General features: G+C 68.5%; 17 protein-coding genes and 1 tRNA gene. 8 read left to right on the top strand and 10 right to left on the bottom strand.

Annotated elements, in window-relative coordinates; all coding sequences use genetic code 11:
• Positions 1–348 precede the first annotated feature (348 nt).
• Together ACT009_RS04255 and ACT009_RS04260 are read right to left on the bottom strand one after the other, a co-directional pair.
• On the bottom strand, positions 349–1014 hold the full coding sequence (locus ACT009_RS04255) for a L,D-transpeptidase family protein (RefSeq protein ID WP_445193126.1): 666 nt from the start codon (positions 1012–1014) through the stop codon (positions 349–351).
• An 81-nt stretch (positions 1015–1095) separates the two neighbouring features.
• Entirely contained in the window at positions 1096–2904 is a 1809-nt protein-coding gene (locus ACT009_RS04260) for a M2 family metallopeptidase (protein WP_445193127.1), read from the bottom strand.
• A gap of 106 nt (positions 2905–3010) precedes the next feature.
• On the opposite strand from ACT009_RS04260, the gene ACT009_RS04265 reads away from it, so the two are divergent.
• Together ACT009_RS04265 and ACT009_RS04270 are read left to right on the top strand one after the other, a co-directional pair.
• Entirely contained in the window at positions 3011–4312 is a 1302-nt protein-coding gene (locus ACT009_RS04265; protein ID WP_445193128.1) for a M20/M25/M40 family metallo-hydrolase, read from the top strand.
• A gap of 211 nt (positions 4313–4523) precedes the next feature.
• A complete protein-coding gene (locus tag ACT009_RS04270) occupies positions 4524–4979 on the top strand; it encodes a DUF4126 family protein (RefSeq protein WP_445193129.1) in 456 nt (151 codons plus the stop codon).
• Between the two features lie 4 nt (positions 4980–4983).
• On the opposite strand, the gene ACT009_RS04275 is transcribed toward ACT009_RS04270, so the two are convergent.
• The 3 genes from ACT009_RS04275 to hemB are packed head-to-tail and all read right to left on the bottom strand — an operon-like array spanning position 4984 to position 8730.
• On the bottom strand, positions 4984–7179 hold the full coding sequence (locus tag ACT009_RS04275; protein ID WP_445194011.1) for a fused MFS/spermidine synthase: 2196 nt from the start codon (positions 7177–7179) through the stop codon (positions 4984–4986).
• An 11-nt stretch (positions 7180–7190) separates the two neighbouring features.
• On the bottom strand, positions 7191–7745 hold the full coding sequence (locus tag ACT009_RS04280) for a GNAT family N-acetyltransferase (protein WP_445193130.1): 555 nt from the start codon (positions 7743–7745) through the stop codon (positions 7191–7193).
• Positions 7738–8730, bottom strand: coding sequence for a porphobilinogen synthase (gene hemB / locus ACT009_RS04285; protein ID WP_445193131.1), 993 nt, complete (start codon positions 8728–8730; stop codon positions 7738–7740). The genes ACT009_RS04280 and hemB overlap by 8 nt, the downstream gene beginning before the upstream one ends.
• 52 nt (positions 8731–8782) lie before the next feature.
• Between hemB and ACT009_RS04290 the strand changes: the two genes are divergently transcribed.
• Positions 8783–9682: a diacylglycerol/lipid kinase family protein gene (locus ACT009_RS04290; protein ID WP_445193132.1), complete on the top strand. Its 900-nt coding sequence runs from the start codon at positions 8783–8785 to the stop codon at positions 9680–9682.
• A 74-nt stretch (positions 9683–9756) separates the two neighbouring features.
• Here ACT009_RS04290 and ACT009_RS04295 read toward each other — a convergent pair whose 3' ends face one another.
• Positions 9757–12540, bottom strand: coding sequence for a valine--tRNA ligase (locus ACT009_RS04295; protein ID WP_445193133.1), 2784 nt, complete (start codon positions 12538–12540; stop codon positions 9757–9759).
• 120 nt (positions 12541–12660) lie between these two features.
• Here ACT009_RS04295 and ACT009_RS04300 point away from each other — a divergent pair, with 120 nt between their 5' ends.
• From ACT009_RS04300 to ACT009_RS04310, 3 genes are read left to right on the top strand one after another with little or no spacing between them, the layout of a single operon-like run.
• Complete coding sequence (locus tag ACT009_RS04300) at positions 12661–12870, top strand: hypothetical protein (RefSeq protein WP_445193134.1); 210 nt, start codon at positions 12661–12663, stop codon at positions 12868–12870.
• 16 nt (positions 12871–12886) lie between these two features.
• A complete protein-coding gene (locus tag ACT009_RS04305; protein WP_445193135.1) occupies positions 12887–14170 on the top strand; it encodes a hypothetical protein in 1284 nt (427 codons plus the stop codon).
• Complete coding sequence (locus ACT009_RS04310; RefSeq protein ID WP_445193136.1) at positions 14167–14682, top strand: hypothetical protein; 516 nt, start codon at positions 14167–14169, stop codon at positions 14680–14682. The genes ACT009_RS04305 and ACT009_RS04310 overlap by 4 nt, the downstream gene beginning before the upstream one ends.
• 23 nt (positions 14683–14705) lie before the next feature.
• Here ACT009_RS04310 and ACT009_RS04315 read toward each other — a convergent pair whose 3' ends face one another.
• From ACT009_RS04315 to ACT009_RS04330, 4 genes are read right to left on the bottom strand one after another with little or no spacing between them, the layout of a single operon-like run.
• Positions 14706–16739, bottom strand: a complete 2034-nt coding sequence (locus tag ACT009_RS04315) for a prolyl oligopeptidase family serine peptidase (protein WP_445193137.1) — start codon at positions 16737–16739, stop codon at positions 14706–14708.
• Between the two features lie 47 nt (positions 16740–16786).
• Positions 16787–17332 (bottom strand): DUF2497 domain-containing protein, encoded by a 546-nt coding sequence (locus ACT009_RS04320; protein ID WP_445193138.1) that lies wholly within the window; start codon positions 17330–17332, stop codon positions 16787–16789.
• 30 nt (positions 17333–17362) lie between these two features.
• A complete protein-coding gene (locus tag ACT009_RS04325; RefSeq protein WP_445193139.1) occupies positions 17363–18853 on the bottom strand; it encodes a TolC family outer membrane protein in 1491 nt (496 codons plus the stop codon).
• Between the two features lie 11 nt (positions 18854–18864).
• Positions 18865–19545, bottom strand: coding sequence for a protein-L-isoaspartate O-methyltransferase family protein (locus tag ACT009_RS04330; RefSeq protein WP_445193140.1), 681 nt, complete (start codon positions 19543–19545; stop codon positions 18865–18867).
• Between the two features lie 211 nt (positions 19546–19756).
• Between ACT009_RS04330 and ACT009_RS04335 the strand changes: the two genes are divergently transcribed.
• A tRNA-Cys gene (locus ACT009_RS04335) sits at positions 19757–19830 on the top strand.
• Positions 19831–19919: 89 nt separating this feature from the next.
• Entirely contained in the window at positions 19920–21002 is a 1083-nt protein-coding gene (locus tag ACT009_RS04340; RefSeq protein ID WP_445193141.1) for an acyltransferase family protein, read from the top strand.
• Positions 21003–21120: the final 118 nt, after the last annotated feature.

A 21120-nucleotide genomic window follows, 5' to 3' on the forward strand; every position in this document is an offset into this window, starting at 1 on the left:
ACTTGGCACCCCAGCCTGAGGGGTTCTCGTCAGACTTAACCCCCAATTGTCGTTACCCCGGACCCTTCGACTTCGCTCAGGAGAGCCTTGTTCCGGGGTCCACCGTTCCGCGAAATCAACGGCTTATGCCCGTGCGGAACAGTGGATCCCGGAACTAGTCCGGGATGACGTAGGAAGATAAAGGAGCCGCACTTCATATGCGATCGCCCCGCCCGCCAGGGGGAGGTGGCGCCGCGGAGAGGCGATGGAGGGGGAGGTAACTCGGGACCTGCGCTCGCGGCACCGCCCCCTCCACCACCGGCTAACGCCGGCGGTCCCCATCCCCCGCTTCGCGAGGGAGGAATTTTCTCACGCCGCCGTGATAGCGTCCCCGATCTTCAGCGTCTCGCCTCGGGTCACGATCACCTTGTCGCCGAGCTTCACCGCCGCGAACAGCTTGCGCGCGAAGGCGACCGGGATGCCGACGCAGCCATGGGTGACATAGCCGTCCGCCACATCGCTGCCGTGGATCGAGATGCCGTCGTTGGTGAGCCGCAGCATGTACGGCATCGGCGCCCCGCCATAGATGGTCGATTTGTGGGTCGCGTCCTTCTGCGTGATCGGGAAGATGCCGAGCGGGGTCGGCTTTTTCTCGGCGCCGAAGATGATCACCGCGGTGCCGATCTCGTAGCCGGCGCGGAACACCGACAGCACCCGTGCGGCGAGATCGACGGTGACGACGATCCTGCCCGCGGGGGCGGCGCTCTCGTCCCAATAATGGTCGCCGATGCGCATCGGGGTGCGCACCGACAGGATGTGCTTGACCACGAAGCGAGGGTCGGGCGCCGCGGCAGCCGGGGCGACCACCGGCTGCGCGCGCGCGATCGGCGGTGGCACGCTGCGCACCACCGGGGCCGGCGGGCGATGCAGGATCAGCGCGGCGACGAGCGCGACCAGCGCCGCGACGAGCACCGCCGCCGCCGCCATCCGGGTGACGGAACTGCTGCCACGGCGGGCGGAGGCGCTGCTACTCATGCCCCGCTTGTCGGGCAAAGCACGCGCCTCCGCCAGCCTGCGTTTCGCCGCGTATCGGGGCGGGACGGATCGCCGCCGCGTTTACCAGCCGGTCGGCTTGCCCTTGTTCTGCTGATCAAGCCACGTCTTCAGCGGCGCGAAGTAATCGACCAGCGCCTTGCCCGACATCTCGCGGCTGCCGGTCATCGCCTGCAGCGCGTCGGGCCAGGGCTTCGACTGCCCCATGCTCAGCATCGCGTTCAGCCGATCGCCCACCGCCTTGTTGCCGTAGAAGGAGCACCGATGCAGCGGGCCCTTCCACCCGGCCTGCTCGCACGCCGCCTTGTAGAACTGGAACTGCAGCACCCGCGCCAGGAAGTAGCGGGTGTACGGCACCGTCGCCGGGATGTGGTATTTGGCGCCGGCGTCGAATTTGGTCTCGTCGCGCGCGACCGGCGGCTTGATGCCCTGGTACTGGAGCCGCAGCGCGTCCCAGCCCTTCTGGTAGTCGCCCGGCGCGATTTGCCCGGAGAACACGCCCCAGCGCCATTTGTCGACCAGCAGCCCGAACGGCAGGAACGCGACCTTGTCCATCGCCTGCCGCAGCAGCAGCCCGATGTCCTTGTCCGCGCTCGGCACCCGGGCGGGGGCGAGCAGCCCGATCTTCACCAAATAATCGGGCGTGATCGACAGCGCGACGGTGTCGCCGATCGCTTCGTGGAAGCCGTCGTTCGCGCCATTCTTGTAGAGGTAAGGCTGGGCCTTGTAGGCGCGCTGATAATAATTGTGGCCGAGTTCGTGGTGGATCGTCACGAAGTCGTCGCCGTTCACCTTGGTGCACATCTTGATGCGGATATCGTCGAGATTGTCGATGTCCCACGCCGATGCGTGGCAGATCACCTCGCGGTCGGCGGGCTTGACGATCTGCGACCGGGCCCAGAACGTATCCGGCAGCGGCGCGAAGCCGAGCGAGGAGTAGAACGCCTCGCCCTGGCGCACCATCTTGACCGGGTCGTAGCCCTTGGCGGCGAGCAGCTCGCCGGTGTCGTAGCCGACGTCGCCCGCTCCCTTCGGCGCGACGATGTCATAGATATTGCCCCATTCCTGCGCCCACATGTTGCCGAGCAGGTCGCTGCGGATCGGCCCGGTCCTGGCCTGCACCGCATCGCCGTATTTCTCGTTGAGCTTCCACCGGACATAGGTGTGCAGCGACAGATAGAGCGGCTCGACCTCTTTCCAGATCTTGTCGGTCAGGACCGCGACTTGTTCGGGCGTCATGTCGTAGCCCGACCGCCACATTGCGCCGACATCGGCGAAGCCCAGCTCCTTGGCGCCCGCATTCGAAATCGCGGTCATCCGCGTATAGTCCTTGCGCATCGGCGCGCCGACATTGTCGTTCCAGCTGACCCACATCTCCTGCAGCTTGGCGGGATCGCGGGTGGTGCCCATCGCCGCCTCGATGTCCGACCCGTTGATCGGCTTGCCGTCGAGCGTGCCCTTGCCCTTGCCGTAGCTCGACGACATGCGGGTGGTGAGCGTCGCCAGCTCGGTCGCGGCGCCGGCGGTGGTCGGCGCGGGAAGGTTGACGCCGTTCTTCAGCAGATCGAGTTTGCGGCGGGTGTCGCCGGTCACGCCCGCGACACCGTTGAAGCGCGCGGCGCCCTTCGCCCACAATACCGACTTCTCGGTATTCTCGGCACCCGATCGCGCCGCCAACGCATCGGTGTCGTCGGTGATGTAGGTCGCGTTGACCCATGCGGTCTGCTGCACGCGGACGGACAGGTCCGCGGCCTCCTTCTCCACCGCGGCGACATAGGCGTCGGCCTCCGCAGCGGTGGGCTTGGCGGTCTGCGCGAATACCGGCGCGGCGAGGAGCGCCACCGCGATCGCGGCGCAAGAAACTGTACGCATGAACGATACCCTTGTGGATTGAGTTGTTGACGTCACGATGGCAGCGGCGGCCCCGCGCGGTCAAGCCGCCGACCCGACCAACGTCTTGCAAGATAGGTTGAACCCGATGCGATCACTCACCGCCGCCGCGCTCGCCGCATTGTCGCTCGCCGCCGCTGCCGCCGCGCAGGTTGCGCCGCAGCCCGCCCGGCTGAAGGCGGACGTCGAGAAACTGGTGAGCTTCGGCACCCGGCACACGCTGTCCGAGCCCGCCGGCAAGACCCACGGGATCGGCGCGGCACGGCGCTGGTTCGCGGACGAGCTGACGCGGATCGGCGCGGGCTGCGGCCGCTGCATCAAGGCATCGACCGTCGAGCGGGTGTTCACCGGCGAGCGCGCACCCAACGGGGTCAACATCGTCGACGTGCTCGGCGTCCAGGCAGGCAGCGACCCGACGCGCGTGGTGATCGTGATGGGGCACCTCGACAGCCGCGTGACCGACGTGATGAACGCCACCGCAGACGCACCCGGCGCCAACGACGACGGCTCGGGAACCGCCCTGGTGCTGGAGGCGGCGCGGATCCTGTCGCGCGAGAAGTTCGCGGCGACGATCGTCTATGCGGCGTTGTCCGGCGAAGAACAGGGGCTGTTCGGCGGCAAGCTGCTCGCCGACACCGCCAAGGAGCGCGGCTGGACGGTGACCGCGGTGCTCAACAACGACATCGTCGGCAACACCGTCGGCACCGACGGAACCCGGGTCGCAGACCGCGTCCGGGTGTTTTCGGAAGGCATCGCGACCGCCGAGCCGCTGCCCGCGCAGCTGACCCGGCGCAACGATGGCGGCGAGGACGACGGGCTGTCGCGCACGCTGGCCAAGACGGTGCGCGAGGTGGCGAAGACGGTGCCCGGCGGGCTCGACGTGCTGGTGGTTCGGCGACCCGACCGTTTCGGGCGCGGCGGCGACCATTCGCCGTTCCTCGACCTCGGCTACACCGCGGTGCGCTTCTCGGTCGGCGTCGAGAATTACGACGCGCAGCATCAGGACCTGCGGCCCGGCTATGGTGACACCGTCGACAAGATGGACTTCCCCTATCTGGCGAAGGTCACCGCGATCAACGTCGCCACGATCCGTCGGCTCGCCGCTGCCCCCGCCGCGCCGGCGACGGTGACGCTGAGCGGCGCCCTGTCGCGCGACACCACGGTCACATGGACTCCGGTGCCGGGCGCGACCGGCTACCGCGTCCAGTGGCGCCGCGCGGACACCAATCGCTGGACCGACCATGTCGACGTTGTCGGCCAGGCGACCGCGACGACGGTGCTGAAGGGCGTGGTGGTCGACGACAATTTCGTGGGCGTGTCGGCGATCGGCGCGACCGGTGCGGAGAGCCTGGCGACCTTCGGCGGCCGTGGCGCTGGTAGGGGGCGGTAGGAGGAGCGGCACCCCCCCCGCTCTTCTTCCGTCATCCCCGCGCAGGCGGGGATCCATAATGGCGAACCGTCGTGATTGAACCGGTCGGCCAGCCAGTCTGGATCCCCGCCTGCGCGGGGATGGCGATGAAGAAGGGAACGCCTGTCAAACCGATAATCGGAACAACCGCCCCCTCCCCCGGTTCAACCTGGGACACTGTTTCAGGAGAACCATGATGCTCGCTTCGGTCCAGATGGGACTCGTCGGGGGACAGCGCGCGATGACGCCGCTCGCGGCGGTCGCGATCGCTGCCGCGCGGGGCGAGTTGCCCGAGGATAACGGCGCGCCCAAGCTGCTCGGCCATCCGCTGGTCGCGGCGGGCGCGCTGGCATTGGCGGTCGCGGAGATGGCGGGCGACAAGCAGAAGACCGCGCCCGACCGGATCGTGCCGATCGGCCTGGCCGCCCGCTTCGTTACTTCGGCGATCGCGGGGGCGGCGCTCGCCCCCCGCCGGCAGCGCAATCTCGCCGCGCTGATCGGCGGGGTGACCGCGGTGGTCGCCTCCTATCCGGGCTGGCGGCTGCGGATGGCGGCGATGAAGCGGCAGGGGCAGACCCCGACCGGCTTCGTCGAGGATGCCGCGGTGGTCGCGGGCGCTGCGGCGATCGTCCGCAGCCAACAGGCCTGACCCGCTACATCGACCATTTCAGCAGCGGCAGGATCGTCGAATAATCGTCGGTCCAGGCGGCGAGACCAGGGCGCGGCCTGAGCGGCGCCCAATCGTCATCGAGCGTCCGTAGCGCCGCGATCGCGCGCGGGTTCCGCGACAGCGCGATCCACTGGCTACCCGATGCGGTGCCCTCCAGCGGGCCGGGTTGGTAGTACAGCCGCGCGGCGTGCCAGTGATCCTCGACCGCGATCGCCGCGACCACGGGCTCGAGATCGAGGAAGCGGTTGGAGATGTGCACCAGCAGCAGCCCATCCCTGGCGACGACCCGCGCATAGGTCGCGAACGCCTCGCGGGTCATCAGGTGCATCGGGATCGCGTCGGACGAGAAGGCGTCGAGCGCGAGCAGGTCGAGGCTCCCGGGTGCTTCGCGCGCCAGGCTGATGCGCGCGTCGCCGATGCGGATCACCGGGTTGGGCAGGCACCGCGCGAGATAGCTGAACTGGCCGCTGTCGCGCGCGATCCGCACCACCGCCGGATCGATCTCGTAGAAGCGCCACTGCTGGCCTGGCTGCGCGTAGCAAGCGAGCGTGCCGGTACCGAGGCCGACGACGCCGACGCGCGCATGGGGGCCGTAGAAAGCGGGCAGCGCCTCCATCGCCTGCCCGACCCCCGATGCGGGTACGTAATAGGTGGTCGGCATCCGCTCTCGCTCGGGCGATCCGGTGAGCTGGATGCCGTGCACCGTCGAGCCGTGATCGAGCTCGCTGACCCGCGGTTCCCGGCGGATCGTGTACACGCCGAAATAGCTGCGGATGCGTGCGTCGCGGGTCAGCGACAGTTCGAGCGAGCGATAGCCACCGAACATCATCAGCGCCGAGGCGAGGATCAGCGCATAGGCCGGCCGTGCACCGATCGCGGCGACCCCGATCGCGGCGATGACGATGAACGCGACGCCCTGGTGCCCCGGCCCGAACAGGTCCTGCGGCCCCAGGAAGGTCAGCGCGAACAGCGCGACGAGCGCGAACGCGACGGTCGCATAGGCGACCCGGCGACGGACCGGATCGAACCAGATGGTGCGCAACCCCGCGGTCAGATAGACCTGCGGCACCAGCAGGCCGGCGGCGAGGATCATCAGCGGATATTCGTAGGTCCAGTCGAACACCACCGGCGCGATCAGCCCCGCGAACGCGCCGCCGAGCGCGCCGCCGACCGACATTGCGAGATAGAAGCCGGTGAGCCGGTCGGGCTCGGGCCTCAGCCGGTACATCGCGGTATGGAGCGCGACCGACGCCATGAACAGCAGCGCCAGCGCGATCGCGACGTTGAAGATCGGGCGCTGCTGGACCCCGCCGATCATGATCCCGCCGAACAGCAGGATCGTGATCGGCACGATCCGGGTGAGCAGATCGGCGACGTCGCGGTTGGCTGCGAAGGCGATCGTGAAGCTCAGCAGGTAGAGCCCGAGTGGCAGCACCCAGAGCAGCGGCATCGCGACGATATCGGTGGTGATGTAGGTCGACGTCGCCAGCATCAGCGCCGACGGCACCAGCGCCAGCACGATCCAGTGGAGCACCCGGCGCAGCGCCGGCGGCGGGCTGGTCGGCGGCATCGTCCGCTCGGCCGCGAGGACACGCGGCAGGCGCGCGGCGCAAGCGAGCACCAGCAGGATCAGCAGCGCATAGCCGCCGGTCCACAACAGGCTCTGCGCCTTCAGCGCCATCATCGGCTCGACAATTAGGGGATAAGCGATCAGCCCGGCGAAGCTGCCGAGGTTGGACGCGGCGTAAAGCGCGTAGGGATCGCTGCCCGCGCTTGCGACGCTGAACCAGCGCTGCAGCAGCGGCGCCTGCGCCGAGACCGCGAAGAACAGCGGCCCGATCGACAGCCCGAGCAGCCACGGCACCCAGAGCGCGGGGCTGATCCCGGCTGGCATGTCGCTGGCGATCAGCCCGATCGGCAGCCACAGCGCGCCGAAGGCGAGCACGCCCAGATGCACGCCCGCCTGCACCCGCGGCGCGAACCGCCCCAGCCAATGCGCATAGGAATAGCCCGCGAGCAGCAGCAGCTGATAGACCAGCATCGCCGAATTCCACACCGCCGGCGCCCCACCCAGCCGCGGCAACGCCATCCGCGCCACCAACGGCTGGACGAGGAACAGCAGGAACGACCCCGCGAGGATCGCCGCGACGAACAACGCGCGCTGCCCGCGCCGCGGCATTGATTCAGGGCTCAAGCCGGGCGTCCGATAGCATAGGTCAGGTGGCGGCGCAGCGGATCGCCGATCGCGACCGCACGATGATCGAAATCGCCGTCGTCGAGCCGCTTCATGCCCAGCCGGATCATCAGCCCCCAGCTGGCGATGTTGGCCGGAACCGTTATCGCGGTAACCCGCGGCGCCGGCGTTTGCGCCCACGACCAGTCGAGCACCGCCGCCGCGGCCTCGCGCGCATAGCCCTGCCGCCAATGGGGGCGTCCGAGCCGCCAGCCGATCTCGAGATCGTTGGCGATCGGGGTGCCGGGCGGGCCGCGCTTGACCCCGCAGAAGCCGAGGAACGCACCATCGGCGGTCCGCTCCATCGCCCAGAAGCAGCTGCCCTGCTCCGCCAGGGTAGTTGCCGATCGCGCGATCGCTGCGTGGCAATCCTCGAGTGTCATTGGCGGACCGAGGTAGCGCATCACGTCGGCGTCCTGACCCATCGCGTGGAAGGGCAGCGCGTCGTCATCGCGCCAGGCGCGCAGCACCAGCCGGTCGGTGCGGACCGCGACGCCCGCTTGCTCAGCCATTGAGCAGCCGCGCGGCGTGCGCCGCGTGGTAGGTCAGCACGCCCGAGCAGCCGGCGCGCTTGAACGCCATCAGCGTCTCCAGCACCAGCGCGTCGCGATCCCCGGCGCCGACCGCGACCGACGCCTCGATCATCGCATATTCGCCCGACACTTGGTAAGCGAAGACAGGGACTTGGAAGCGATCCTTTACCCGGCAGATAATGTCCAGATAGGGCAGGCCCGGCTTCACCATCACCGTATCAGCGCCCTCGGCTAGATCGAGCGCGACTTCTCGCAGCGCCTCTTCGGCATTGGCGGGATCCATCTGGTAGGTCTTTTTGTCGCCCTTCAGCAGGCCGCGGCTGCCGACCGCGTCGCGGAACGGACCGTAGAAGCCGCTGGCATATTTGGCGGCGTAGGACATGATCTGGACGTTGTGCGCACCCTCGGCCTCCAGCGCGGCTCGGATCATGCCAATGCGGCCGTCCATCATGTCGCTCGGCGCGATGATGTCGGCGCCGGCACGCGCCTGGTTGAGCGCCTGCTCCACCAGCCTGGCCGCAGTGCCATCGTTGATCACATAGCCGGCGGCGTCGACCAGCCCGTCATGGCCGTGGCTGGTATAGGGATCGAGCGCGACGTCGGTCAGCACGCCGATGTCCGGTACCGCGTCCTTCAGCGCACGGATCGCCTGGCACATCAAATTGTCGGGGTTGAGCGCCTCGGCCCCGTCCTCGCTGCGCAATCCTGGCGGCGTGTTCGGGAACAGCGCCAGGCAGGGAATGCCGAGCGCCTGCGCCTCGCGGCCGCGCGCGACGATGCCGTCGACCGACCAGCGCGACACCCCCGACAGGCTTGCGATCGGTTCCTCGACGCCCTGTCCCTCGCTGACGAACAGCGGCCAGATCAGGTCGGCGGGGGCGAGCGTGGTCTCGGCATGGAGCCGGCGGCTCCATTCGCTCGCGCGGGTACGGCGAAGGCGAAGCGCGGGATAGGCGGCTGACATGCCCGTGGCTTTGCGGGATGCGCAAGCGCGGCGCAAGCGCTAGGGATCGATCATGAGCCGCCCGATCAAGTCCGCCGCGCTGGTGGTGAACGCCAAGTCCCGCAAGGGCCAGCACCTCTTCAAGCGCGCCTGCGCGGCGATGGACGGACTGCCCTACCCGGTCGACGCGCATGCGGTCGAGAACCCGGAGGATCTGGAAGCGACCGTCCGCAAAGCCTTAGCGAAAAAGCCGGATCTGCTGATCCTCGGCGGCGGCGACGGCACCGTCAGCGGGCTGGTCGACCTGATGGTCGGGCATAACGTCATCCTCGGCGTGTTGCCGCTCGGCACCGCCAACAGCTTTGCCCGGACGCTCGGCATCCCGATCGACATCGCCGGCGCGGTCGAGGTGATCCGCACCGGCGCACCGCGGCGGATCGATCTCGGCATGATCGACGGCGATTATTTCGCCAATTGCGCGGCGATGGGGATCAGCCCGCAAATCGCGGAGACGGTGCCGCACGGGCTGAAGAAGGTCCTTGGCCGGATCGGCTATCTCGGCTGGGCGGCGTATCAGTTCACCCGCTTCCGGCCGTTCACGCTGATCGTCGGCGAGGGCGACGACGAAGTCCGCCTGCGCGTGGTCGAAGTGCGGATTTCCAACGGCCCCTATCACGGCGGCACCGAACTGGTCGACGCTGCCGCGGTGGATTCGGGCGAGATCGTCGTCCAGGCGGTCGGCGGCCATGTGAAGCGGCGGCTGGTGAAGAACTGGGCCGCGAGCGTGCTGCGCCACAAGTCGCGGCACGAGGAAGTCCGCAACTTCCACGGCAAGAGCCTGAAGATCCGCACCGAACCGCCGCTGCCGATCTCGATCGACGGCGAGGTACTCGCGCGCACCCCGGTCACCGCGAAGATCGCCGCGGGGGTGATCGAGGTGATGGCGCCGGTCCCGGACGACGCCTCGGGCTGAGGTGAGGCGCGCGGTTGGTTGCTGTCCTGCCCACGCTCGTCATCCGGGCGCAGGCGGGGACGACGGCAAGCCCCCTACCCCAGCCGCCCCAGCGCCGCATGCAGACGCGCGGCTTCGGCCATCTTGTCGAGATGGTCGGCCTTCGCCTTCTCCACCGCCTCTGGCTTCGCGCGTTCCACGAAGCTCGCATTGCCCAGCCGCCCGGCCAAGCCGTCACGCTCCTTCTCCGCCGCCGCGATCGCCTTGGTCAGGCGGGCGCGTTCGGCCTCGAGATCGATGACGCCGGCGAGCGGCAGGATGAAGGTCGCTTCGTCGACCACCACCTGCGCCGCGCCGCCGCCCGGTTCGCCGTCGGCCCGGTCGATCCGCGCCAGCCGCGCCAGCGCCACCGCCTGTCGATCGAGCCGTGCCGTCGTCTGCGGGCTCGCGTCCCTCACGTGCAGCGGCAGCCGCGCCCCCGGGGGCACGTTGAGTTCGGTCCGCGCGGTGCGGATCTCGCTCACCAGGCGGATCAGCCAGTCGATCTCCTCCTCCGCGGCCGGATCGATCGAGCGCGCGTCGGCCATCGGCCACGCCGCGACGATCAGTTCGTGGTCGCGCGCGCCCATCGCGTGCCACAGTTCCTCGGTAATGAAGGGCATGAACGGATGGAGCATGACCAGGATCTGGTCGAGCACCCAGCCGGCCACCAGCCTGCTTTCCGCGTCGATCTCGCCGCGCTGCTCATTCTCTTCGGTACGGACCGGGGCGGGCTTGATCAGTTCCAGATACCAGTCGCAGAATCGGCTCCACACGAACTGGTAGATCGCGTTGGCGGCGCCGTCGAACCGGTGGTCGGCGAGCGCGAGATCGACCGCCTGCACGGTCTTGATCGTCTCCGCGACGATCCACTTGTCGACCGCGCGCGACGCCGCCGGCGCGTCCAGCATCGTCGAGGCGACGATGCCGTTCGCCTGGCAGAAGCGCGCCGCGTTCCACAGCTTGGTCGCGAAGTTGCGATAGCCCTCGACCCGCTTCTCATCCATCTTGATGTCGCGGCCCTGGCTCTCCATCGCCGCCATGAAGAAGCGCAGCGCGTCGGCGCCGTATCGATCGATCAGCCCGAGCGGATCGACCGTGTTGCCCTTCGATTTGGACATCTTCGCGCCGTCCGCCGCACGGACGAGACCGTGGAGATACAGCGTCTTGAACGGTACTTCTCCCATGAAGTGGATGCCCTGCATCATCATCCGCGCGTCCCAGAAGAACAGGATGTCGAAGCCCGAGATCAGCACATCGTTGGGGTAGCGACGCTCCCATTCCTCCCCGGCACGGGGAGGGGAACCGCTCGACGCAGTCGAGGGGTGGAGGGGGGTTGCCGCAAAGGTTGTCGCTTGTGGCGAGCCCCCTCCACCATGCTGCGCATGGTCCCCTTCCCCGTTCCGGGGAGAAGTTCGATCCGGCCACCCCAGCGTAGCGAACGGCCACAAGGCACTGGAAAACCACGTATCGAGCACGTCGGGATCACGGGTGAGCGTCACCCCCAGCCCCGCTGCGGCCTGCGCCTCGGCTTCGGTCTCGGCGACGAACACCTGACCGTCGTCCGCGAACCAGGCCGGGATCTGGTGCCCCCACCACAGCTGCCGCGACACGCACCAGGGCTGGATGTTCTCCATCCAGTTGAAGAAGGTCTTCTCCCACGTCTTCGGCACGATCCGGATCTCGCCCGATCGCACCGCCTCGATCGCGGGCTGCGCCAGCGTGGCGGCGTCGACATACCATTGGTCGGTCAGCCACGGCTCGATCACGACTCCCGACCGGTCGCCATAGGGCGTCTGGATCGTGCGATCCTCGACCCGTTCCAGCGCGCCCTCCGCCTCGAGCCGCTCGATCACCGCGGTACGCGCGGCGAAGCGATCCAGGCCGACGAAGCTGGCCGGAATCAGCCCGTCGGCGGTCTGCGCCACCGCGCCCTTCCCATCGAGCATGTTGAGCATGTCGCCCGCCTTGAACCCGGCGCGCTTGCCGACCTCGAAGTCGTTGAAATCATGACCCGGCGTGATCTTCACCGCGCCGGATCCGAGCTCGGGATCGGCATGTTCGTCGGCGACGATCGGGATCAGCCGTCCGGTGATCGGCAGCCGGACCTGCTTGCCGATCACCGCGGCATAGCGCGCGTCGGACGGGTTCACCGCCACCGCCATGTCGGCGAGCATCGTCTCCGGCCGCGTCGTCGCGACCGAGATCGTGCCGCTGCCGTCGGCGAGCGGATAGCGCAGATGCCAGAACTTGCCCGCGATCTCGCGCGTCTCCACCTCGAGATCGCTGATCGCGGTGCCGAGGCCCGGATCCCAGTTCACCAGCCGCTTGTCGCGGTACAGCAGCCCTTCCCGGTGCAGGTCGACGAACACCTTCAGCACGGCCTTCGAAAAGCCTTCGTCCATCGTAAAGCGTTCGTTGGACCAGTCCATCGAACAGCCGAGCCGGCGCAGCTGGCCGGTGATGGTGCCGCCGGATTCGTGCTTCCATTCCCAGACCTTGGCGACGAATTCCTCGCGGGTGAAATCGGTGCGCTTCTGCTGGCGTTCGGCCATCTGCCGCTCGACCACCATCTGCGTGGCGATCCCGGCATGGTCGGTGCCGACCACCCACATCGCGTCCTTGCCCTTCAGGCGCGCGTGGCGGGTGAGGATGTCCTGCAATGTATTATCGAGCGCATGCCCGATATGCAGGCTGCCGGTGACGTTGGGTGGTGGATTGACGATCGTCCACGGCTCCGCGCCCGGCCGCTCCGGTCGGAACAGCCCCTTGTCTTCCCAATGCGCGTACCAGCGCGCCTCGATGGCGGCGGGATCGAAGGTCTTGGTGAGTTCGGTCATGCGCGCGGCCATAACCCGCCCCGCCGCGGTCGTCACCCCGGCGCGCAATCGCCGCCGTGTCGAACCGCGGGCGCGCGTTCCTTCCTATGAATAGGGCACAGCAGCCGGGAAAAAGCGTCCGTGTCGGTAGCCTTCGATATCATCCAGTGGCTCGAGCGCAACGGCGAGATCCTGGCGCTCGCGCGGCTCGACGTGCGGATGATGGACGCGACCTCACGCGAGAAGCTGAGCGTGCGCGCGATCGGCCGCGACACGGTCTGTTCGCCCGAATACCTCGCCGCTCTGCGCCGGGAGGCCGGCGTCGTCGCCGGCAAGCCGTGCCCCAAGTGACGATGGAGATCGTGCGATGACCACACCGGACCTCCTCGTCGCGATGGACGATCTGCATAGCCGCGTGATCGTCGGCCAGGGCGCAGCGGCGCGGGCGCACATCCTGCACTGCAATTACTACAACAACTATCTGCTGCGGACGATCTGGAAGGATGCCGGGCAGATCATCGATTCGGTGCCGCTGCTGATCGGCGCCAGCGTCGAACAGGCATTCACCCAGTTGACCGCCTTGTTCGCACAGCACGAAATCCGCAGCGTCGAGCATCGCAAGGCCTTCGCGAGCAACCTGTACAGCTGGCAGGGCCTCGGCACGCTCGACCTTGCGGGGATCGGCGAGGCCGGTGGTACGACCGTTTCGAACAGCCAGCACTATGCGGAGGGATGGCGCGCGCAGTTCGGGCGATCCGATGCGCCGGTCGGCTTCATCACCCAGGGCTGGCTCGCGGGCGCGGCATCCGCGATCTACGACCTGCCCCAGGATCATTTCGCGGTCGGCCAGCGCGAATGCGCCGCGATGACCGGAGGCCGCGACAATGCGTTCACGCTCCGCCCGGACGGTGCCAACTTCACGCTGTTCGAGGGCGGCACGGGCCTCGGTCCGCTTTCGGCAAGCGGATCGCCCGCGGTCGGGATCGATCACACGATCGACGCCGATGCGGTGCGCGACGGTATCCGGACGCTGCCGCTGTTCGGATCGGCCGCGGTCAATGCCGGGCTGATCCGCAACTTCGACGTCATGATCACCTGGCAGCCGCACCGCTTCTACGACCGGATCAGTTTCGAGACGTTGCGCGAGACGATCCGGCGGCACGGCCAGCAGGGCCGCGAGCTGATCGAGCCGCTACTGGAGGAGGCCGGGCATCGCTGCGGCTTCCGTACCTTCGGCGGCATCTGGCGCTCGCCCGAATGGGCGGCGCTGGTGGAGCCGATGTGCCGGACCCGCGAGGACTGGATCGCGGGGCTGATCGCGATCATCAACTGCGCCGGCTGGGGGCGGGTCGCGTGCACGTCGCTGAGCGAGGAGGAGGCGGTCTTCGTCGTCCATGACGATTACGAGAGCGTCGGCTATCTCGATCTCTACGGCCGCGCCGATTTCGCGACCACCTATCTGCTGCCGGGCGGGTTCCGGGGGATGATGAACCTGGTCTACAACGGCGCGATCCACGAACGCCCGGCGCTGACCGAGCATTTCTACGACGCGCTGTGCCGCCGCCCCGACGCCTATCGATCGAGCGTCGAGCGCTGCACCGCGATGGGCGATCCGGCATCGGTGTTCCGAATTACGCGCGGCGGCGCATGACGTCCCGGCGGGAGCCGGTGGTCGCGACGCAGGATCTCGACTGCCTCGATCGCGCCAAGTTCCGTTTTGCGCTGCGGGCGCCGCTAGGGCTGGCCGTGCTCGACGCGTTCGCGGACTGCGAGCTGCGGATCAGCGCCTTCTCCCGCTTCAGCCCGGTGGCGAAGGACCTGTTTACGATCGTGTGTCCCGGCCGGTTCCGCTGCGACGGGATCGTCGGCAGCGATGCGCTGGTCGTGGCGTTCGAGGGCGATGCGGTGGCATGGCCGAGGGCGGCAATGCGCGAAGTCGCGGACCGGCTGACGCAGGCGGGCTTCGGTGCGGTCGAGTACCGGCGGGGAACGGAACTCGGATGCGCCGCGTGCAGCGCGAGATTCCTGAAGGGGTGTCGAGGTGCGAACGTTCCCACCACCCTGGCGAAGGCCGGGCCCGATCGCGAAGGTGGACGTAACGAGCCGCAGCACACGCCGAATCACGGCGCCCGACTGGGTCCCGCCCCCGCCGGGGTCGTGTAGCTGCGCGCCGCTACATCGCCTCGCTACTTCCCCGTCCAGCGATCCATCCAGCCGAGCACCTCGCGATACCATTGCCGGCTGTTCTTCGGCTTCAGCACCCAATGGTTCTCGTCCGGGTTGACCACCAGCCGCGACGGGATGTCGCGGCGTTGCAGCGCGGTGAACGCCGCCAAGCCTTGCGTGTACGGAATGCGGAAGTCCTTCTCCCCGGTGATCACCAGCATCGGCGTCTTCCAGTCGTTGACGTAGTTGACCGGGTTCCACTTCTCGAACGCCGCGGGATCCTCATGGTACGCCTTGCCGCCATGCTCCCATTCGTCGAACCACAGCTCCTCGGTCTCGTATGCCATGGCGCGGGCGTCGAACACGCCGTCATGCTGGACGATGCACTTGAAGCGATCGGCCCACTTGCCCTCGATCCAGTTCATCATGTAGCCGCCATAGGAGGCGCCGAGCGCGCAGGCATTGCTCGCGTCGAGCCAGCCGAAGCGATCCGTCGCCGCTTTCAATCCGGCCTTCAGATCATCGAGCGGCCACCCGCCCCAATTGTTGCTGATCGAATCGGTGAAGGCCTGCCCGTAACCGGTCGATCCGTGGAAATCGATCGCGACCAGCCCGAAGCCGGCGCCCGCGAACACCGCCGGATTCCAGCGGTACGACCAGCTGTTGTTGCTCGATCCTTGCGGCCCGCCATGCACCATGAACGCGATCGGCACCTTGCCGGTGCTGCCCGCCGGGCGCACCGCGTAACCCCAGACGCGATCGTTGTTGGCACCGGTAAAATCGAACCGCGTCACCGTCGGCATTTCGATCCCGGCGAGCTTTTCCGCATTGACCGCGGTCAGCCGCGACGTCCGCTTGCCGACCAGTCGGTAGAGATCGTCGGGCGCGACCAGGCTGTTCATCGCGTACACCAGGCCGCGCGCGGTCGGCACCACCGCGGACACGGTGCCTGCCTGGGTCAGCCGCGACACCTTGCCGCTAGCCGGATCGACCGACCAGATCGGGGTCTCCTGAACATCCTCGGCGGTGACGTAGATCGTCCGCGAATCGGGGGCCCAGGCGATCGACCCGATCGATCGGTCCCAGGTCTCGGTCAGCGCCCGCACCTGCCCGCTGGCGAGATCGCGCACCATCAGCACCTGCCGATCGGCCTCGAACCCCGGCCGCTTCATCGCCACCCAGGCGAGCGTCCGCCCGTCCGGCGATACCGTCGGGAAGGTGTCGGTCGCGCGGTTGCCCGCGGTCAGGTTGGTCGGCGGCGCCGAGCCGTCGGCGGGCACCGAGAAGATGTCGAGATTGGTCGACAGCGCCTCGATCCGGCCCGCCTCGCGCAGCGCGAAGAAGATCGTTCGCCCGTCCGCACTCCACGACACTTCCTCGCCGCCGCCGAACGGCTTCGAAGGCGAGTCGCCGATCAGCGGGCGCGACACCGCGACGCCGTCGCCCGGCGCCCCATCGGCGGTCAGCGGCAACACGAACAGCTGCGACCGGTTGCCGTCCGCCCACGTGTCCCAATGCCGCACGAACAGCTTGTCGTAGACCCGCGCCGCCCCCGCGTTCGGGTCCTTTTTCTCCATCGCCGGGGCAAGGCTGGGCGCGCCGGGCTTGCGATCCGCCCACACCAGGATCCGGTCGTCGGTGGGCGAGACCTTGAACCCGCCGAACCCGCCCTGAAAGCCGGTCAGCTTGCGCGGCTCGCCACCCGCTACCGGCACCGACCAGATCGCATCGTCGCCGCCCTTGTCGGACTGGAAATACACGATCTTGCCGTCGTGCGAGAATTGCGGCGACCCCTCGTTCACCTCGGCCTCGGCGACCAGCCGTTCGGGCTTGGCGCCCTTACGGGTCAGATTGAGCCGCCAGAGGTCGGTACGCCCGCGATCGGCGGCGAGATCGGTCTCGCGCTGCTGCCAGACCAGCCAATGCCCGTCACTCGATGCCGCGGGCGCGGCGATCCGGCTGAGCATGGTGACGTCGTCGATGGTGAGCTGGCGCGCGGTGGCCGGCTGGGCGATCGCCAGCGCAAGCAGGCTGGCAGCAAGGAGGTGCTTCATCCCCGACGTAGAGCAGACCGCGCGGTGGCGGGCAACGGGGCCGCCGGTCATTTCGGCTGGGCGGTGATCTTCTCGATCTCGCGGGCGACCATCGTCTCCACCAGCGTCGGCAAATTGGCGTCGAGCCAGTCGCGCAGCATCGGGCGCAGCATCTCGCGGACCAGTCCTTCGAGCGTGCCGTCGCCGTCGGCCTCAGGCTTGACCAGCATCTTGCTGAGCGCCTCGAGCGAACCGCGGCTGGCGGCAGCGGCTTGGCGCGACACGATCGGTTCGGCAGTCGCATCGGCAGGCTCGGCGGCGCGGGTGGGTGCCGGTGAAGGCGGCACCGCGACCGGCGCGGGCGCGATCGCCTCCGCCGGGGGTGCGGGCGGCTGGCGGATCGGGTCGCTCAGTTCGAGCACTTCCTCCGCACGCTCGACCGGCGCGGGCGCCGCGGCAGCGGGGGCGGCAGGCGGGCGTGGCTCGGGCGCGAGTTCCGTGGTCGGCCGCGGGCGGCGCGGGCGCGACTGACCCGGTTCGCTTTCCTCGGCGATGATCCGTTTGATCGACGAGAGGATCTCCTCCATCGACGGTTCGGCGCTGATGTCCCCCATGCGAAGCATCCCGTACGCGCGCCGACGCCTCTATTGGCGGTTCGGCGAGGCTGCACCTGTCGTCAACGCCGGGCTCCTGTCAACCGGCGTGTCGAGCATCGGATCTAGCGGCTTGCTGACCGCGGCGTTCTGCGGCGGCGTCTGCGCGGTCGTGACCGCCACCGGCACGGGTTCGCTGTCGCTCGCGAAATCGTTGATGTTGTTGCGCACGCGCTTGTAGTTCGCGACCGGATCGTAGAGCGCGCCGCCCTCCAGTCCCAGGTCGCGCGCCTCGGCATTGCCCATCGCCGCCAGCAGCGCGAAGCCGGCAACATAGGCGTCGCGGCGCGCGGTCACCAGCGTGACCTGGCTGTTGAGCAGCTCCTGCTCGGCATTGAGAATGTCGAGGATGGTGCGGGTGCCGACGCTGTTCTCGGCGCGCACGCCCTCCAGGCTGAGCTTGTTGGCGTTCACCGCGGTCTCGGACGAGGCGATCACCTGCCGCGAGGACTGCCAGATGGCGTAGGCGGAGCGCGCCTGCGAGATCACCGCGCGCTCGGTGCCCGTGACGTTCTCCAGCGCCTGGCTGCGTTGCGCCTGCGCCTGGCGGACCTGCGCGGCGGGTCGGCCGCCCTGGAACAGCGGCAAGGTCAGCTGCACGCCGGCCGACGCCGAAGTGCCCGAATTGGGCTGCGGGCTGCCGGCAGGAAGCGAGCCCAAATAATTGAAATAATTGGGCCCGGTGACGATCGAGACGCGCGGCAGCCGGTTGGCGCGCGCGACGCTGATGTCGTAACGGGTCGCGTCCGCCTGGCGCCGTGCCGCGATCAGATTGGGGTTGTTCTCCAGCGCCACGGTGACCGCGGTGGTCGGCGAATTGGGCAGGTTGGGCAGCGCCGGCGGCTCCTCCAGCGCGACCGGCGGCGAGCCGACCACCTGGATATAGTTCTCGCGGCTGGTGATCAGCTGCGCCTCGGCCTGCTGCAGCTGCGCACGCGCCAGCGCGAGCCGGGCTTCGGACTGGGCGACGTCGGTGCGGGTCAGGTCGCCGACCTGGAACCGGTCGCGGCTGGCGCGCAGATTGACCTCGAGCACGCGGACGTTCTGCTGGTTGAGCGAGGTGATCGCCTCGTCGCGGATCACGTTCAGATAGGCGGCGACGACGTTGGTGAAGGTGTTCGCCTCCGCCCCGCGCAGCGTCGCGCGCCCGGCATCGACGCGGGTCTCCGCCGCGCGCACCGAATTCTTGACCGCTCCGCCCTGGTAAAGCGGCACCGTCAGGTTCAGCGCCCCCGACGCGTTGCGCTCGGGATTGATGAAGTTGTTGTTCGCGACCAGGAAATTGTCGATCACCGACGTCGTGGCGTTGACGCCCGGCAGTCCGCTCGCCCGCGCGATCGGCACCGCCTCGTCGGTCGCGCGCTGGGCGGCGCGTTGCGCGGTGATCGTCGGATTGCTGGCATAGGCCTTCGCCAGCGCCTCGCGCAGGGTCTCGGCCCCCGCCGGCGACGCGGTGATCCCCGCCAGCAGCAGGATACGCAACAGCCGCAAGGTCAAAACCGGAAGCCCTGGGGCTTGGCGAAGCCGGGCAGCACCACGCAGTCGCTATCGACGAACGCGGCGAGCCCGAACCCGCCATCGGTCTTGCGGCCGCTCGCCAGCCGGATCACGCCGTGATCGACGACGCCGCCGACTACGCGGCCACCGGGCGCGACCTGGCCGACCAGCGCCGACGGTACCGCCTCGATCGCGCCGTCGATGACGAGCACGTCATAGGGCGCGCCGGCCGCGTGCCCCGCGGCGAGCGACCCCTCGACCAGTTTGACATTGCCGATCCCGGCGAGCGCATCACGGGCGAGCGCGACGAGGTCCGCATCCTCCTCCACCGCAACGACCTGCGCGACGATCTCGGCGAGCACCGCGGCGGTATAGCCGCCCGCGGCCCCGATCAGCAGCACGCGATCGGTGGCGAGCAGATACGCCTCGGTCAGCAGCCGCCCGGTCGCGATCGGCAGGTTGATCGCGCGACCATTGCCGGCGGGTAGCGCGGTGTCGCGATACGCCATCGCCTTCACGGCATCGGGCACGAACCGCTCACGCGGCACCTGCGCCATTGCCTCGACGATCCGTACGTCGCTGACCGCGTTGGTACGAAGCTGGCTGGCGACCATGGCGTGCCGCATCGCACGATGATCGACGCCGCCGGAGACGTTGCTTTCGAAGCTCGTATTCATGCCCACCCCTGTCGCACAGCTGTCTTAGCCGTGCAATACACTAATTCGACAATTGGCTTGTATCGCGCAGCGTCCGTCCCGCCAAGCCGGCTCCGCGCCGCAAGGACGGTTTCGATGCGCATGCGACGCGTCGACCGGAGCGGCCCCGCCCCGCAAGTTTTCCCGATCCCGGTTGACCGCCGCCGAAAAACCCCCCATCTGGCGCCGCCTTGGCCCGATGGCGGAGTGGTGACGTAGAGGACTGCAAATCCTCGCACCCGGGTTCGATTCCCGGTCGGGCCTCCAATCCCTTATCCCTGGCGATCCATGCGCACCGCAGCACGGGGAGCTACCGCCCGTTGCGTGGCGAGGCGTGAGCCGGTAGGCGCCGTTGCGTGACGACAGTGAGACCCGGCGCCAATTTCACCGTCATCCAGGCGCTGCGCGGGTTCGCGGCGATGTGGGTGGTGCTGTTCCATCTGAGCGAAGGCGGGCATGTCGCGGCGCTGAAGCGAGCGTTGCCGGGGTGGTGTGAGCACGCGGTGTTCGACGCCGGTCATCTCGGCGTGCCGATCTTCTTCGCGCTCAGCGGGTTCGTGATCGCGCACAGCCTGGCGGGTAAGGAGGCCACGCCCGCCTTCTTCGGCAGGTTCATCCTGCGTCGCTCGCTGCGGCTCGATCCGGCCTATTGGTGCGCCATCGCCTTCGCGATCGCGCTCGCATTTCTGTCCGCCAAGGTCACGGGCGCGGCATGGCCCGGTATCGGCCTGCGGACGGTGTTGCTGCACATCCTCTATCTGCAAGGCATCTTCGGCGAGCGACCGATCAACGACGCGTTCTGGACGCTGGCCTACGAGGTCCAGTTCTACCTCTTCTTCGTCGGTGCGCTGGTCGCGCGTCACGCGCTGGCGCGGCGATCGAGACCGGCGGCGGTCGGTGTCGACGTCTTCCTGCTGGCGGTGGCGATCCTCGCCGCGCTCGGTCAGCTCGATTTCGTGCCCAAGGGCGTGTTCCTGCCGCTCTGGGGCTGCTTCTACGTCGGGGTCATGGCCTATCGGGCCGGTCGATCGAACATCGCGATCGTCGGCTTGGGCGTTCTGTCGATCGCACTCGCGTCCTACAACAGCTTCACGCAGACCAGTGCGGTCACCGCGGTCGGGCTTTTCTTCGCGCTGCGATCGGGCTGGATCCTGTCGGGCCTCAACTGGCGTTGGCTGCAGTTCCTCGGCACGATCTCCTACAGCCTATATCTGCTGCATAGCCCGGTTACCGGCGCGGTCGGCTTCGTCACACGACGCGCGCTGGGCGATACCGTGTTCGCCAGCGTGGCGGCGCTCGTCCTCGCCACCGCGGCGTCGGTCGTCGCGGCCTGGATCCTGTGGGCGATCGTCGAGCGACCGACGCATCGTCTGGCCAAGACGCTGTTCGCCGAGAGGCGTGGCTCCCGGTCGACGACGGAACCAGTCGCCGCCCGCTGACGAAGCGCGCCCACCGCTTGCGACCGGCACTCATGATGTTATATCCGCCAGCGGCAGAGGCAGCCGGTGGTGGGTGACGTTTTGCTGGAAAGATCCGGGCCCGCATGCGGAGGCCACG

The sequence above is a fragment of the Sphingomonas sp. Tas61C01 genome (genome assembly GCF_052567495.1).